General features: G+C 73.9%; 15 protein-coding genes. 7 read left to right on the top strand and 8 right to left on the bottom strand.

What is annotated here, in order from left to right:
- Positions 1 to 31: 31 nt before the first annotated feature.
- From ACFVZH_RS09730 to ACFVZH_RS09715, 4 genes are read right to left on the bottom strand one after another with little or no spacing between them, the layout of a single operon-like run.
- Positions 32 to 622, bottom strand: a complete 591-nt coding sequence (locus ACFVZH_RS09730) for a hypothetical protein (RefSeq protein ID WP_384895077.1) — start codon at positions 620 to 622, stop codon at positions 32 to 34.
- Positions 609 to 2258 carry a substrate-binding domain-containing protein gene (locus ACFVZH_RS09725; protein ID WP_384895075.1) on the bottom strand — a complete coding sequence of 550 codons (1650 nt, stop codon included), beginning with the start codon at positions 2256 to 2258 and terminating at the stop codon, positions 609 to 611. The genes ACFVZH_RS09730 and ACFVZH_RS09725 overlap by 14 nt, the downstream gene beginning before the upstream one ends.
- Positions 2255 to 3469, bottom strand: a complete 1215-nt coding sequence (locus ACFVZH_RS09720) for a toxic anion resistance protein (RefSeq protein ID WP_384895073.1) — start codon at positions 3467 to 3469, stop codon at positions 2255 to 2257. The genes ACFVZH_RS09725 and ACFVZH_RS09720 overlap by 4 nt, the downstream gene beginning before the upstream one ends.
- The gene (locus tag ACFVZH_RS09715; protein ID WP_384895071.1) at positions 3466 to 4590 is read right to left on the bottom strand and encodes a hypothetical protein; all 1125 of its coding nucleotides are present in this window, start codon (positions 4588 to 4590) and stop codon (positions 3466 to 3468) included. Before ACFVZH_RS09715 ends, ACFVZH_RS09720 begins: the two co-directional genes overlap by 4 nt.
- A 99-nt stretch (positions 4591 to 4689) precedes the next feature.
- On the opposite strand from ACFVZH_RS09715, the gene ACFVZH_RS09710 reads away from it, so the two are divergent.
- Positions 4690 to 5112 (top strand): hypothetical protein, encoded by a 423-nt coding sequence (locus ACFVZH_RS09710; RefSeq protein ID WP_384895069.1) that lies wholly within the window; start codon positions 4690 to 4692, stop codon positions 5110 to 5112.
- A 190-nt stretch (positions 5113 to 5302) separates the two neighbouring features.
- Here ACFVZH_RS09710 and ACFVZH_RS09705 read toward each other — a convergent pair whose 3' ends face one another.
- Both ACFVZH_RS09705 and ACFVZH_RS09700 read right to left on the bottom strand, forming a co-directional pair.
- Complete coding sequence (locus ACFVZH_RS09705; protein WP_384895067.1) at positions 5303 to 5692, bottom strand: hypothetical protein; 390 nt, start codon at positions 5690 to 5692, stop codon at positions 5303 to 5305.
- 78 nt (positions 5693 to 5770) lie between these two features.
- A complete protein-coding gene (locus ACFVZH_RS09700) occupies positions 5771 to 6982 on the bottom strand; it encodes a pyridoxal phosphate-dependent aminotransferase (protein WP_384895065.1) in 1212 nt (403 codons plus the stop codon).
- A gap of 124 nt (positions 6983 to 7106) precedes the next feature.
- On the opposite strand from ACFVZH_RS09700, the gene ACFVZH_RS09695 reads away from it, so the two are divergent.
- From ACFVZH_RS09695 to ACFVZH_RS09685, 3 genes are all read left to right on the top strand, one after another.
- On the top strand, positions 7107 to 7565 hold the full coding sequence (locus tag ACFVZH_RS09695; RefSeq protein WP_384895063.1) for a hypothetical protein: 459 nt from the start codon (positions 7107 to 7109) through the stop codon (positions 7563 to 7565).
- A gap of 108 nt (positions 7566 to 7673) precedes the next feature.
- A complete protein-coding gene (mptB, locus tag ACFVZH_RS09690) occupies positions 7674 to 9107 on the top strand; it encodes a polyprenol phosphomannose-dependent alpha 1,6 mannosyltransferase MptB (protein WP_384895061.1) in 1434 nt (477 codons plus the stop codon).
- Between the two features lie 11 nt (positions 9108 to 9118).
- Positions 9119 to 9550, top strand: a complete 432-nt coding sequence (locus ACFVZH_RS09685) for a glutaredoxin domain-containing protein (protein WP_384895059.1) — start codon at positions 9119 to 9121, stop codon at positions 9548 to 9550.
- A 77-nt stretch (positions 9551 to 9627) separates the two neighbouring features.
- Here the strand turns inward: ACFVZH_RS09685 and ACFVZH_RS09680 are convergent, their stop codons facing one another.
- Both ACFVZH_RS09680 and ACFVZH_RS09675 read right to left on the bottom strand, forming a co-directional pair.
- On the bottom strand, positions 9628 to 11226 hold the full coding sequence (locus ACFVZH_RS09680; RefSeq protein WP_384895058.1) for an amidohydrolase family protein: 1599 nt from the start codon (positions 11224 to 11226) through the stop codon (positions 9628 to 9630).
- A gap of 17 nt (positions 11227 to 11243) precedes the next feature.
- Positions 11244 to 12509 (bottom strand): alanine racemase, encoded by a 1266-nt coding sequence (locus ACFVZH_RS09675; protein WP_384895056.1) that lies wholly within the window; start codon positions 12507 to 12509, stop codon positions 11244 to 11246.
- A gap of 249 nt (positions 12510 to 12758) precedes the next feature.
- Here ACFVZH_RS09675 and ACFVZH_RS09670 point away from each other — a divergent pair, with 249 nt between their 5' ends.
- From ACFVZH_RS09670 to ACFVZH_RS09660, 3 genes are read left to right on the top strand one after another with little or no spacing between them, the layout of a single operon-like run.
- Positions 12759 to 13823, top strand: coding sequence for a sugar kinase (locus ACFVZH_RS09670; protein ID WP_384895427.1), 1065 nt, complete (start codon positions 12759 to 12761; stop codon positions 13821 to 13823).
- A complete protein-coding gene (locus tag ACFVZH_RS09665) occupies positions 13820 to 14593 on the top strand; it encodes an IclR family transcriptional regulator (RefSeq protein WP_384895055.1) in 774 nt (257 codons plus the stop codon). Before ACFVZH_RS09670 ends, ACFVZH_RS09665 begins: the two co-directional genes overlap by 4 nt.
- The gene (locus ACFVZH_RS09660; protein WP_384895053.1) at positions 14590 to 15000 is read left to right on the top strand and encodes a RidA family protein; all 411 of its coding nucleotides are present in this window, start codon (positions 14590 to 14592) and stop codon (positions 14998 to 15000) included. Before ACFVZH_RS09665 ends, ACFVZH_RS09660 begins: the two co-directional genes overlap by 4 nt.
- Positions 15001 to 15085: the final 85 nt, after the last annotated feature.

The raw sequence follows: 15085 nt of genomic DNA, 5'->3' as shown, positions 1-15085 counted from the left end.
CGGAACATAATCGATCTTGGTTCCGTACCGGTCAGCGCCCTCTCTCCTCCAGGTAGCGCGTGTGCGTCCGCTGCCGCAGCGCCTCCGCCTCGTGCAGCTCGTCCGCGATCGCCGACGCCTCGTCGCGCAGCGCGGACAGCTGGCGCTCCAGGTGCCGCTCCGGCGGCTCCGTGCCCGGGGCGACGCGGGACCACCACCGGGTCCGTACGAAGGTGTCGACGGCCTCCGGGACGTCCTGGCGCACCGCACGCGCCAGGACGTGGAGCTGCTCCGGGTCGCTCACCCAGCCCGGCGCCAGGAGGGCCTCCAGGAGGTCCTCCAGTTCGGCGACCCGGTCCCGTGCGGCCGACGGCAGCTCCACCTCGGCCAGATAGCCGCGCAGGGTCGCGAAGTCGTCCCGCAGGGCTTCCAGTTGCTCGTCCGCGCTCGGGAAGTCCGGGGTGTCCGGGCGCTCGGGCGGCGCGATCAGCGCCCCCGCCCCGTACAGGGCCGCGACCACGACGGGCCACAGCGGGCCCGCCGCACCCGTGAGGGCGAGCACGAGACCGGCGAGGCCGCAGGCGCAGCCCGTCAGGTTCTTGCGGGACTCGGCGTACCGCAGGACGCGGTTACTGGTAGCCACGGATCTCCTCGAAGGCGCCGTCCAGCGACCCCTTGGTGGCGTCGAACAGCTTCCCGCCCGTCAGGTCGGCGACATGGCCCAGCTCGCCGCGGTCGGAGTCGCCGAACAGGATCGGGAAGACCGGGGTGCGCTGCTGCGCGGCGGGGAGGGAGCGGTAGAAGGTGTCGAAGGCGGAGGCCGGGTCGCCGTCGGTGTTCTCGCCGTCCGTCATGAGGACGACCGAGGTGAACGTGTCGCCGGGGGCCCTGCCCAGCGACCGGTACGCCTCCTGGAGGCTGGAGTAGATCGCCGTGCCCCCGGAGGCCGAGAGGGCCAGGGCGTCCGACCGGATGGCGTCGAGCGCCGCCTTCGGCGAGGCCGGGTCGACGGTGTGCGTACGGACCTCGCCCCGCTTCACCGAGGAGCCGAACGGCATCAGGGTGACCTCCTCCCGGTCCCGGAAGTCGCTCGTCAGCTCGGCCAGCGCCGTCTTCAGCCGGTCGAGCCGCTCGCCGCTCATGGAGCCGGAGGTGTCCAGGACGTACACCGTGCGGGAGGGCCGGCGCAGGGAGTTGTCGTACGCGTCCAGGAGGCCGTCGGCGACGGCCCGGCTGCCGGGGAACGGCAGCTCGCGCCGCTGGTCACGGGCGAGCGCGGCCGCCGGCTCCACCCCCGCGACCACCGGGCGGCGCAGGGTCGTCTCCGTGATCCGCCGCTGGGCGGCCGGAGTGCGCAGATAGGTGGTGAGGCGGCCGGCCGCCTCCTTCGCCTCGGGGCGGGCGGAGGTCAGCAGCGTGAGCGGGTAGTCCGCGGTCACGACCCCGTCGGACGGCCGGATCACGGTCAGCTTCCCGGGCGAGGACAGCAGTACGGACTCGTAGTTGACCAGTGCGTCGACGTCGGTGCGGCGGGCGTACGCGGTGGCCAGCCAGCCGGAGGAGCCCGAGGTCAGCTTCTGGCCCGCGAAGAACTCCTTCAGCCGGGGCGTGACCTTGGTGACGTCCTGCCCGGTCAGGGCCGCCTGGGCCCCGGACAGGCCCGAGGCGACCGAGACGAGCGCGGAGAAGCCGGAGTTGGAGCGCATCGGGTCGGTCATCCCGTACGTCAGCTTCCCGTCGGCGACCGCCCTGTGCAGCTGCGACCAGGTGACCTTCGCCGGGTCCCAGCCGAGCCGCGCCACGGCGGCGGGCCGCACGCCGAGGGCCACCGGCGAGGTCATGATCGGCGTCTCGCCGGTGATCCTCCCGGCGGTGTCCGGGCGGAGCCGGAGGTAGTCGTTGGAGGACAGCCAGACCGCGTCGAAGGACTTGTCCGCCGCGCCGGACGCGATCCGCTCGACGGCGTCCAGGGTGCCCGCGTAGGTGGGCCGGACGGTGATCCCGGTCGCCTTGCGGGCCTCTTCGAGCACCGGCGCCATGTCGGCCAGTTCGGAGGAGGCGAGGACCCGCAGGGTGCCCGGCGCGAAGTCCTGGCCGTGCCGGTCGACGGGATCGCCCTGACCGCCGACCGTGCTGTTGTCGGGGGTCGAACAGGAGCTGCCGGTCGCCGTCACGAGGAGGGCGAGGGCGAGGGCGGCGATCGTCCGGGCGAGGAAGCGGGGGCGGGTGGGGGTGTGGCCGTGGGCGCGGGTGCGGGAAGGACGGGTGTACGTCGTCATGCGGGGCCGCCACCCTCCAGCGCGCCCGTGCGGCGGCTTCGGTCCAAGTGGGCGCTCGCCTGCTGGAGTTCGGCGGTCAGCGACTCCACCGTCGCCGCCATCGACTCGGTCGCCTGGACCTTGTACGTGTCGATCGCGTCGAGCGTCCGGTAGATCTGCTGGAAGGCCGTACGGAGCGTCTCGGCGCCCACCGCCGGGTCCGCCGCGATCCGCTGGATCTCGCCGGCCTGGGTCGCCAGCATCTCGGCGTTGCCCCGGATCAGGTCCTCGGTCGTCGAGCGCAGCACGTTCACCTGCTCGGTGACCTTCCGCTGGTTCTCGAGCGCGGAGGCGAGCATCACCGCGATCCGCAGGGCCGACAGGGTGGTCGTCGCCGCCCGGTCCACGCCCTTGATCAGCTCGTCGTTGTTCCGGCGGACCACGTCCATCGCCAGGTACCCCTGGGCGCAGACGGCGAGCTGGGTGAGCAGGTCCTGGTGCTTCTGCCGGACCGGGAAGAGGACGTCGGCGCGCAGCGCGTCCGCCTGGGCCGGGTCCGGCGTGCCCGCGATGCGTTCCTCCACGGCCCCGTCGAGGGCCTCGGTGAGCACCGCGTACTCCTGGAGCTTGCCCATGGTCTCCCACAGCCGGGCCCGCTCGGTCTGCAGCGCGGCGTTGTCGCGGCGCAGTTCGTCCTGGCCGCCGCGGAGCGAGCCCACGATCCGGTTCAGGGCGGACTGCGAGGAGGCGTACTTGGCGACGTGGTCGCGGAACCTGTTCCCGCCGGGCAGCCGGGCGAGCAGGCGCCGCGCTCCCTTCCCGGGGGTGTCCCGGGGGTCCAGGTCCTCGACGGTGCGCCGGAGTTCGACGAGCGAGGTGCCGACCCGGGCCTGCGCGTCACCGCCGCCCTGGCCGAGCGAGCGGACCGTGCGGTCCAGCATCCGGTTGGACTGCTGGGCGGCGGAGCGCATCTCGCCCGCGCCGAGCGCCGCGATCTCGCCGATGCGGCCCGCGAACTCGGGCGAGCGCGGGTCGAGTCCCGACAGCGACCCGACGTACTCGACGGCCCGGCGGGACATCTCCGTACGCACGGACTCGTCGAGCGGCACGAGGCCGGACGCCTGCTCGGCGCGGACGACCGGCACGGGCTCGGGTGGCGTGAGGACGAGCGGGGCGTCCTGCCCGGGCGGGGTCAGGGACATCGTTCTTCTCGGATCGTCGGGCGTGGTCATGCGGTGTCCCCCTGGTCGCGGGCCCGCAGCGCCATCTCGTGCAGCACCTTGCCGGTGGGCACGGGCGCCTGGCGGACTCCGCTCAGCGTCTGGTTGAGGTAGGCGGTGTGGCCGGCGGTGGCGGTGGTGAACTCGCTCGCCGCGCCCTGCGGCCGGAAGCCGTGGCGGACCGCGAGCTTGCGCAACTCGGGGTCGGTGGAGAGGAGTTCGCCGAGCGCCCGGCCGTTCTCGGTCAGCGGCACGAGCGTGTGGTCGCTGTTGACCGTGGTGTCCGGGTAGAGGACGACGAGGTCGCCCATGGGATGGCCGGCCAGCAGCTGCGCGGCGACCTGGGACTCGTACACGAGGACCAGCGGGTTGCCGACGCCGCTGATGAAGTCCCGGAACGGCGCGTCGGATCCGGTCTGCTGGGCGCCCTGCACCTGGATCAGCTTGCGCAGCAGCGGGGCCGTGCGGGTGACGGCGGCCTTGTCGCCCGCGACCCGTCCGCCGTCGGCGACATAGCTCGTGGCGGCGAGGTACAGGGCGCCGGAGCTGGAGGCGAGCGGGTCGGTCGAGGTGATGAAGAGGGTGCCGCTCAGTTCGGCGTGGGAGGCCGACCCCTTGAGCTGCTGCCAGGTCCGGTCGCCGCGGGCCGCGGCCAGATAGGCGTCCATCTTCAGGGTGCCGCTCGTCCCGCGCGGGCCCAGGGTCGCCAGGCCGTTGTCGGCGAGGACCCGGGCGGCGGTGCTGTGCGCGACGACGACGAGCGGCGAGTAGAAGGGCCGCAGCGGGGCCGCCTTCGCCTTGTCCTTCGCCTTCGCGCGCAGCTCGTCCGCCGGACCCTTGGAGGACGGGAAGGCGAAGTCGTATCCCCCGAGGGGCAGTTCCTCCATGTCCCAGGACCCGGAGGTCTCGGTGCCCACGGTGAAGCCCTTGTCGGCCAGGGCCTTCACCACCTGCGGGTCGGCGAAGAACTCCGCCTTCTCCGACCCGATGACTCCTCGCACGGTCTTCGTTGCCGTGCCCGTGTCCTTGTCGCCGCCCGTCACGAGGACGGCGGCCACGCCGCCCAGGAGCAGGACGGCCAGGACGATTCCCAGGATGCGTCTCACGCGGGCAGCGTGCTCGCGGAAACCCACATTCCAGGGGGAGTTGGGTGGACGGCGGGTGAAGTGCCGATCCCAGTACCGAACAGGAGCGGCGTGTACCGTGAGCCGCTTCGGGCAGGGGGAGTCGTGATGCCGCGCTGGGTGATCGTCTTGCTGTCGGTGGCGGGGGCGCTCGTCGTGCTGCTGCCGGTCGGCGGCATCGTCGCGTACATCTACGCGGTCGGGGAGAACCACAAGGACCTGCGGTTCCCGTCCGACGACGTGACGGTGGCGCGGTGCGGTCTCGACCCGGTGTCCAAGCGGCCGGTGGCGGAGCTGTCGGTCACCAGCCAGGCGGCCCGCCGGGGCACGTACACGGTGACCGTGGAGTTCCAGGACGAGCGGGAGCGGAGTGTCGGCCGGGCGACCGGGGTCGTCGAGGACCTGGCGGTCGGGGCGACCGGCCGTGCGAGGGCCGTGGGCGGCGAGGCGTACGAGCGGGGCGAGCCGGTGTGTGTCGTCTACGACGCCGACTTCGCGTCGACCGAACCGGTGGCGACCGCGACGCCCTGAGGGTCTGCGCCCGGACGGTCTCGGGTGGCCTCTGCCGACGCCTTGAGGTCTGCCCGGACGGTCTCGGATGGCCTCCGCCGACGCCTTGAGGGCCCGTCGGGCGGTTTCGGGTGATGCCCGGGTCAGGGGCAGGCGAAGGGTTGTGGGTGGCGCCCGGTCCGCGCGGTTCGTGCCGCGCGGACCGGGGCCGTCAGGGGGCGGCGACCAGGGTTTCCCCAGTCAGTGCCGCGGTGTGCGCGTCCATGCGCCCGGCGGCGAGGATCGCGGCGGCCGTGTCGGCCCGGGAGGCGGCGACGACCAGCGCGCGGCCCGCGAGGGCGTGCGCCCTGCGGTGCAGGTCCTGCGCGGGCGAGCCGCTCAGGCCCGCGTGCCGCGCGGGCGGCGCGCCGCGCAGCCGCGCCACCTGCCGGGCGATGAGCTCCCCGGCCTCCGTGTCGCCGAGCTCGTCGGTGACGGCGAGCAGGGCGGAGAGGTGTCCGGCGAGCTGGATGTCCAGCTCCTCCTCGCGGGAGCGGTGCGGATACGCGTGGTCGTCGTCGGCCATCCGGTGGACCGACTTGGTGCGGATCGGTTCGTACATGGGATGGCCTCCTGATTGCTCGGGATCCATCCTAGCTTAGATTTGATCTAAAGTTGAGCGTTGTCCGACTGCTGGTCGCTACGGCTGGCTGTAACCGTCCAGGAACCGGCCGATCCGGGTCACCGCGTCCGCCAGGTCGGCCGCCGCCGGCAGCGTCACGATCCGGAAGTGGTCCGGCTCGTGCCAGTTGAAGCCCGTCCCGTGCACGACCATGATCTTCTCGGCCCGCAGCAGGTCCAGGACCATCTGCCGGTCGTCCTTGATCTTGTAGACGTTCGGGTCGAGGCGCGGGAAGAGGTACAGCGCGCCCTTCGGCTTCACGCACGTCACGCCCGGGATCTGCGTCAGCAGCTCGTACGCCGTGTTCCGCTGTTCGAGCAGCCGCCCGCCCGGCAGCACCAGGTCCTCGATCGACTGCCGGCCCTGGAGCGCGGCGGCCACCGCGTGCTGCGCCGGCATGTTCGCGCAGAGGCGCATGTTCGCGAGGATCGTCAGGCCCTCGATGTACGAGGTCGCGTGGTGCTTCGGTCCGCAGACCGCCAGCCAGCCGGAGCGGAAGCCCGCGACCCGGTAGTTCTTGCTCATCCCGTTGAAGGTGAGGCAGAGGAGGTCGGGGGCGATCGCGGCGGTCGGCGTGTGCGTGGCACCGTCGTAGAGGATCTTGTCGTAGATCTCGTCCGAGCAGACGACCAGGTTGTGCCGGCGGGCGATCTCCGTCAGGGAGCGGAGCATCTCGTCGTCGTAGACCGCGCCCGTCGGGTTGTTCGGGTTGATGATCACGATCGCCTTGGTGCGGTCGGTGATCTTCCGCTCGATGTCCGCGAGGTCCGGCATCCAGTCCGCCTGCTCGTCGCAGCGGTAGTGCACGGCCGTACCGCCGGCGAGCGACACCGAGGCCGTCCACAGCGGATAGTCCGGGGCCGGGACGAGGACCTCGTCGCCGTCGTCGAGGAGCGCCTGCATCGCCATCTGGATCAGCTCGGAGACGCCGTTGCCGAGGTAGATGTCCTCGACGGAGAGCGGGATGCCCTTGGTCTCGTAGTGGCTCATCACCGCCCGGCGGGCCGACAGCAGTCCCTTGGCGTCGCCGTAGCCGTGCGCCTCCGAGAGGTTCCGCAGCACGTCCTCGAGGATGGCGGGCGGACACTCGAAACCGAACGCGGCCGGGTTGCCCGTGTTGAGCTTGAGGATGCGATGACCCGCGGCCTCAAGCCGCATCGCCTCTTCGAGCACCGGACCCCGGATTTCGTAACAGACGTTGGCGAGCTTCGTGGACTGGATCACCTGCATGCCGAGAGCTTACGGCGGGGTCGGCCGGGACGCCTCGTGTTTTGGGACACGTCGGACACCCGGCACGGGCCCGGATGTGACCCGGATCGCATCGACACTGTCGTGCTCCCTACAATTCGGGCCCATGAGCCAGCACGACCCCGGAGCCGCCGGACCCCGACGCGGCCGCCGCCGCCACGCACCCGCACGCCGGGGGCGCGGACCCGTCTGGCTGATCGCCGCCGGGGGTGTCGGCCTCCTCGGGCTGGGCGCCGCGCTGTTCTCCGGCGGCTCCGGCCCCCGTGGCGGCTCCCCGGCCGACGGCGGCCCCGGCGGGCCGCCCGCGCTCATCCAGGGCGACCCCTCCGCCCCGGACGCCGAACCCGCCGCCACCGCGTCCACGCGACCCGCCGCGCCGGCCCTCACCCCCTCCGCCGCCCCGCGCACCCCGGGGCAGACCGCTGCTCCGTCCGGGAACCCGCCGGCCCCCGCCGCCACCACCCCGGCCGACGGCACCCCCACGACCGGCACCGGCGACGAGGCCGCCGACTCCGCCACCCAGCACCCGGGGCGCGGCCGGGGGCTGGTCAAGCGGCAGCGGTAGCCGCAGCCGCAGCCGCAGCGGTAGCTGTAGCGGTCGCGGGTCGCCCGCCGGGGGTCTCCGGCGGCCGGAAATAGGGGTACCCCGCGCGGCGGGATAGGTTGGCGCGTCATGTGGGTTTTCAGTGCCTCCGGATGCCGGTGGCTGGGTGCGGCCGGGTCGCTCGCCGTCGCCGTCGGCGGGTACACGGCGGGCGCGCTCCCGGTTTCGGGCGGCGAGCCGCTGTGGCAGCCGCGCGGCACCGCGCTCGCCACGGCCGGCGCCGTCCTCGCGTATCTGGGCCTGACCCTGCTGGTCGCCGCCTGGTGGCGGTACGGCGTCCTCCTCGCCCGGGGCGTACGGGACGGGGTGCTCGCGACCCTCGTCTGCTGGGCCGCGCCGCTGCTGCTGGCCCCGCCGCTGCACAGCGCGGACGTGTACAGCTACATCGCCCAGGGCGGGATGGTCCTCGAAGGCCACGACGTCTACGGCGCCGGGCCGTCCGTCCTCGCCCCCGGCGACCTCGGCGCGGAGGCGGCGGCGAGCGTCGGAGGGAACTGGACGGACACCCCCGCGCCGTACGGACCGGTCTTCCTCCTGCTCGCCGAGGCCGTGGTCGGGCTGACCGGCGGGGCGATCGTGCCCGCCGTCCTCGGGACGCGGCTGATCGCCCTCGCCGCGCTCGCGCTGGTCGTCTGGGCCGTCCGCGGCCTCGGCGGCGGCCCCGGCGGTCCGGCCGGGGCGCTGTGGCTGGCCGCGCTCAACCCGCTGCTCCTGATCCACGTCGTCGGCGGCCTGCACAACGACGGCCTGATGATCGGGCTGATGCTGAGCGGGGTCCTGCTGGCCGTGCGCGGGCGCTGGGTGCTCGGGTGCGTGCTCGTCGGCCTCGCCATGATGGTGAAGTCCCCGGCGGCGGTCGCGCTGCTGTTCATCGGTGTGATGGTCGCCCGCCGCGACGGGGGCGTACGCGGTGTCGTGAAGGGGCTGGTCCTGCCGGGGCTCGTCGCGGGCGGCGTGGCCGCCGGGGCGACCCTCGCGGCGGGGACCGGGTTCGGCTGGCTCGGCACCCAGAGCGTCGCCGGCGCCATCCACACCCCGCTCTCCCTCACCAGCGACCTCGGGCTCGCCCTCGGCACACTCCTCGCCGACGACCCCGACCCGGTCAAGGGCGCCGTGCAGAAGCTGGGCCTCCTCGCGGCCCTCGCGATCATCGCGGCGCTCGCGTGGCGGGCCTGGCGGGGGCGGATCGACCCGGTCCTCGGGCTCGGCCTGTCGCTGGTCGCCCTGGTCGTGCTCTCGCCGATGGTGCAGCCCTGGTACCTGCTGTGGGGGACGGTCGTCGTCGCGGCGGTCGCCTGGCACAGCCGGGCGGGGCAGCTCCTGGCGGTCCTCTCTGCGGCGCTCGTGTACGAGACGGCGCCCTCGGGCCACACCCCCTGGTACGGCTTCGTCCTGGCGGTCGGCGTGCTCGCGCTCGGTCTGGTGTGGCTGCGGCGGGAGGCGTGGCCCGGCGCCGCACCGGCGGCCGGACACCCCTCCCGGGAGGACGCCCGGTCCCGATAGCCTCCGGCACCATGACACGTGTGTGGATCCTGCCGGTGCTGATGCTGCTCTGCGGCGCGCTCCTCGCGGCCGGCCGGGCCGCCGGGGGCAGCCCCGTCGGGGCCGTGGCCCTGCTGCTGCTGTTCGTGCTGCTCGCGGCCGCCACCTCGCCCCTGGCCTTCCCGAGGTCGACCGGGGCGGCGGAGGCCCGGCGCCGCGCCGAGGCCGACGGCCGTCCGGTCGTCTACTGGCGGCCGGGCTGCGCGTACTGCCTGCGCCTGCGCTTCCGGCTGGGCGCGCGCGGCCGGCGGGCGCACTGGGTCGACATCTGGCGCGACCCGGCGGGGGCGGCCGCGGTGCGCGAGGCCACGGGCGGGGACGAGACGGTGCCGACCGTCGTCGTGGCGGGCCGGGCCCATGTGAACCCCGACCCCGCCTGGGTACGCGAACAGCTGTCCCGCTAGGGCCTGTCGCCACATTCCCGTCTGCCCCACGACGCCTGCCCCTACGCCGGACACGGCCTAGGGCCGTGCCCCGCAGGTCAGGCGGTGGGCGTCCTCCGGATCGACCTCCCCGCCAGGACGTCCGTGCGCCGGCCGTCCTCGATGACGAACCTGCCGTCGATCAGGACGTGGGGGATGCCCGTCGGCAGCGTGCGGGGGGCGTCGTAGGTGGAGCCCGCCGCGACGGTCGCGGGGTCGAAGAGGACGAGGTCGGCGACGTGGCCCTCGCGGACCAGGCCCCGGTCGGGGAGGCGCAGGCGGGCGGCGGGGCGCGAGGTGAGGTGGGCGACGCACTCCTCCAGCGAGAGGACGCCCAGGTCGCGGACGTACCGGCCGAGGTACTCCGGGAACGTGCCGTACGCGCGCGGGTGGGGCTTGAGCCCCTGGAGGATGCCGTCGGAGCCGCCGGTGTGGACCCGGTGGCGCATGATCGCCCGCACGTTCTCCTCGTGGCCGACGTGCTGGAGGATCGTGGTGCCGAGCCGGTCCTCCGTCAGAAGCCGGCGGGCGGTCTCCCAGCCGTCGACGCGGCGGCCCGTGAACCCGGCCAGCGCCGGGTCCGAGACGCCGGAGATCTCGATGGTGTCCCACTCCACCGGGACGCCGTGGCAGCCGTCCGAACCGAGCTCCTCCAGGTGGTGCCTGATCCGTTCCGCCGTCGCGTCGTCGCGCAGCCGCGCGAGGACCGCCTCCGGGCCGCCCTCGCTCGCCCAACCGGGCAGGACGGCGACCAGCGTCGTACAGCCCGGCGTGTACGGGTAGGTGTCGAGGCTGATGTCCGCGCCCGCCGCGAGCGCCTCGTCGAGGAGGGCCAGCAGCTCGGGGGCCCGGCCCTCGTTGACGCCGAAGTTCATGGTGGCGTGGGCCAGGTGGAGCGGACAGCCCGCCTCCCGGGTGAGCGCGATCATCTCCTCGTACGCCCGGAGCGCCCCGGCGCCGTACGAGCGGTGGTGCGGGCAGTAGTAGCCGCCGTACCCGGCCACGACCCGGCACAGCTCGGTCAGCTCGGCGTCCGGCGCGTACATGCCGGGGGTGTAGGTGAGGCCGGAGGACATGCCGACCGCGCCCTGCGCCATGCCCTCGGCGACGAGCCGGCGCATGCGGTCCAGCTCGGCCCCGGTCGCCGGGCGGTCCTCCCAGCCCATCGCGTACATCCGGACCGTCCCCTGGGGGACGAGATAGGCCGCGTTGACGGCGATGCCCCGGCCGCCGTGGGCGCCGTCGAGACGGTCCAGGTACTCGCCGACCGTGCGCCAGTCGAGGTCGACGTCGGACCCGTCGCCGTTCCAGCCGGTGATGGCCCGGCGCACCTCCGCGAGCGTGCGGTCGTCGACCGGCGCGTACGACAGCCCGTCCTGGCCCAGGACTTCGAGGGTCACGCCCTGCGCGGCCTTCGCGCTGTGGTCCGGGTCGCGGAGCAGCGCGAGGTCGCTGTGGGCGTGCATGTCGACGAAGCCGGGGGAGAGGGCGAGGCCCTCGGCGTCCAGGACGCGGCGGCCGGTGGGGCGCTGGCAGCCGGCGGCGGCGCCCTCCTTGACGATCGAGGCGATCCGGCCGCCCTCGATCGCCACGTCGGCCCGGTAGGAGGGGCCGCCGCTGCCGTCGACGACCTCCGCGTCACGGATGACGAGTTCCATGGGTGGGCTCCCGGCTCCTAGAAGTAGGTGCGGATGTAGTCGACGACCGTGCCGTCCGCCTCGACGAGCGGGATGAGCTGCCACTTGTCGAAGGAGGTGCAGGGGTGCGACAGGCCCATGCCCACCCAGTCGCCGACCTCCACGTCCGCCTCCGCGGACGTACGGAGCCAGGCGTGCTGGTCGGAGAGGCCGGTGACGGTGACCCCGTCGGCGGGACGGACCGCGCCGGTACGGGCGGAGCGGACCACCTGCGCCTCGGGCAGGTGCAGGTCGTGCGCGGCGTCGCGCTTGCCCGCGTTGGTGAACGCCTGCTCCGCGGTGGGCCGGGACACGACCTGCGACCACAGCCTGAACGCCGGCTGGAGCGCGCCCTCCTCCGGAATCCGGTTGAACGGCGTCAGCTTGCGGTACTGGCCGTCGTCGTGCGAGACGTACGCGCCCGAGCGCAGCAACCTCAGCGTCGGCAGGGAGAGTTCGGGCAGCTCGGCGAAGACCTCGGCGACCGCGTCGAACCAGGCGCTGCCGCCCGCGCTGACGACGATCTCGCCCGCGTCGGCCGAGAACCTGCCCGCCTTGTCGAACTCGACCGCCAGCGCCGTCAGCCGGCGCAGCCAGGCGTCGACCCGCTCGGGCGTGGCCTGCGGCACCTCGCCCTCGTACCCGGCGACACCGACCAGCCGGAGGGTGGCGGTCGCGGCGACCGCGTCGGCGACGGCGGCGCACTCGGCCTCCGTCCGCACTCCGGTACGGGCCTCGTCGCCGGCGCCCAGCTCGACGACGACGTCCACCGGGCGGCCGGCGCCGGCCGCGCGCAGGGCCTCGTCCATCAGCTCGACACCGCGCACGGAGTCGACGTAGCAGAGGAAGCGGAAGTCCGGGTCGGCGTCGAGCTCGGCGGCGAGCCAGCGCAGTGCGACGGCGTCCACCAGCTCGTTGGCGAGGAAGATCCGCGCGACGCCGTGCGTGCGGTAGACGCGGGCCTGGTGGGGCACGGCGGCGGTGATGCCCCACGCGCCGTGCTCGATCTGCCGGTCGAAGAGCTGCGGGGCCATGGACGTCTTGCCGTGCGGGGCGAAGGCGAGGCCGTGGCGCTCCGCGTAGACCTCAAGGAGGCGCAGGTTGTGCTCGACCCGCTCGGCGGACAGCGCGAGGACGGGGGTGGTGAAGCCGCCGGTGAAGAGGTTGCGCCGCTGGGCGGCGAGCTCGCCCACGGTCAGGCCCTCGGCGTCCGGGGGCAGACCCTTGAAGCGGTCGTCGACGCGCTCGTTCGCCAGGTCGGGCATGGGGCCTCCTCATCGTGGGCGTTGCGGAATGTGCAACGCGCATTGCGCATATTGCTCATGGCTGTCTAACATCCGGGCCAAGGCCGGGTCAATGGACCCGCAGGAGTCTCAGGGAGCCCGAGAGTGAGCGGACACGCGCCCCCGGACGCCACCCCGGCCACGCCCACCACACCCGCTCCCGCGTCCGCCCCGTCTGCCGCGTCTCCTGCGCCTTCCGCGTCTCCCGACCTCGTCTGCCTCGGCGAGTCCATGGTGACCTTCCTTCCCTCCCGGCCGGGCCGCCTCGCCGACGTCCCCTCCTTCGCCCGCGCGATCGGCGGCGCCGAGTCCAACGTCGCCTGCGCCCTCGCCGCCGCCGGACACCGCACCCGATGGGTCAGCCGCGTCGGCCGCGACGGCTTCGGCGACCACCTCGTCGAGGCCGTCGGCGCCTACGGCGTCGACGTCACCGCCGTCGGCCGCGACCCGCACCGGCCGACCGGCGTCTACTTCCGCACCGACGAGGACCGGGCCACCGCCGCCCACGAGGTCGCCTACTACCGCGCCGGCTCCGCCGCCTCGGCCATGTCGCCCGCCACCGTCCCGTACGCCTCCGTCGCCGACGCGCGGATCCTCCACCTCACCGGCATCACCGCCGCCCTCTCCGAGGACTGCCTGGCCCTCATGTGGGACCTCACCGCCCCCCGCCCCGGCCGCCCCCTCGTCTCCTTCGACGTCAACCACCGGCCCGGCCTGTGGCGCGACGGCAGCGCCCCCGACGTCCTCCTCGAACTCGCCCGCCGCGCCGACCTCGTCTTCGTCGGCGCCGACGAGGCCAAGGCGCTGTGGGGCCTGAAGGGCACCGGGGCCGTCACCGAACTCATCGACGGCCCCGCGACCGTCGTCCTCAAGCTCGGCAGGGGCGGCGCCTACGTCGTCGACCGTCGCCCCGAGTCCTTCGCGGACATCGAGGACGCCGACGGCGTCGGCCACCTCGAACGCCCGCCCCGCGTCGACGTCGTCTCCACCGTCGGCGCCGGCGACGCCTTCGCCGCCGGCTTCCTCTCCGCCACCCTCCGCGACCTCCCCCTGCCGACCCGGCTCCGGCACGGCCACCTCATGGCCGCCGCCGCCCTCACCGTCCCCGGCGACCTGGCACGGCCACCCCGCCGCGCCCACGCCGACCGGCTGGCCGCACTCGACACCGCCGCCTGGGGGACACTTCACCTCGGCCCCGGCTGGACGGGGGACGACCAGGAGGTCCCCGGCGGGACGGGGGACGACCGACAGGTCCCCGGCCGCACGGGGGACGACCAGGAGGTACGTACGCCATGAGCCAGACCGTCGACCGGGCGCTCAGCATCCTGCCGCTGCTCGCCCAGGGCCCCGCCGACCTCGGGCAGGTCGCCGAACGGCTCGGCGTCCACAAGTCCACCGCCCTGCGCCTGCTGCGCACCCTCCACGAGCACGGCCTCGTCCACCGGCAGCAGGACCAGCGCTACCGGCTCGGCGCCCGGCTGTTCGCCCTCGCCCAGGAAGCCGTCGAGAACCTCGACATCCGCGAGATCGCCCACCCCTACCTCGCCGCCCTCAACGAACGCATCGGGCACACCGTCCACCTCGCCGTGTACGAGGAGGGCGAGGTCCTCTACATCGACAAGGTCGAGAGCCGCTACCCGGTCCGCATGTACTCGCGCATCGGCAGGCCCGTCGCGATCACCGTCGCGGCCGTCGCCAAACTGCTCCTCGCCGACCTCCCCGAGGCCGAGCGCCGCGCCGTCGCCGCCAAGCTCGACTACCCCCCGTACACCCCCCGTTCGACGCCGAACGCCGCCGCCTTCCTCAAGGAGCTGGCGGCCGTACGCGAACAGGGGTGGGCCACCGACCTCGGCGGCCACGAGGAGTCCATCAACTGCGTCGGCGCGCCCATCCGCGGCGCCGACGGGCGGGTCGTCGCCGCGATGTCGGTCTCGGCGCCCAACGTCGTCGTCACGGCCGAGGAACTCCTCTCCCTCCTCCCGCAGGTGCGCCGCACCGCGGACGCCATCAGCCGCGAGTACTCCGGCACCGCCCCGACGAAGGAAGCAGAGGAACCGACCGCATGACCGAGAAGACCGCGATCACCCCCGCCACCCACACCGCCCCGCCCGCGAAGTTCTCGCACGGCGTGCGCAAGGGCAACATCCTCCAGGTCGCCGGCCAGGTCGGCTTCCTCCCCGCCGTCGAGGGCCAGGCCCCGACCGTCGCCGGCCCGACCCTGCGCGAGCAGACCCTCCAGACCTTCGCCAACGTCAAGGCGATCCTCGAAGAGGGCGGCGCGAGCTGGGACGACGTCATGATGATGCGCGTCTACCTCACCGACGTGGACCACTTCGCCGAGATGAACGCGATCTACAACCAGTACTTCGAGGACCAGAACCTCAAGGCCCCCGCCTCGGCCCGCACCACCGTCTACGTCGGCCTCCCGGCCGGCCTCCTCATCGAGATCGACGCCCTCGCCGTCCTCGACTGATCCGGCCCCCTTGCCAGGACACGACGGAGCGGGCCGCCCCTCGAAGGGGCGGCCCGCTCGTGTTCGGTGCGGTACCGGTCCGGTG

The sequence above is a fragment of the Streptomyces sp. NPDC059534 genome (assembly GCF_042743475.1).
GTDB lineage: Bacteria > Actinomycetota > Actinomycetes > Streptomycetales > Streptomycetaceae > Streptomyces.
This window is presented reverse-complemented; position numbering and strand designations above follow the sequence as displayed.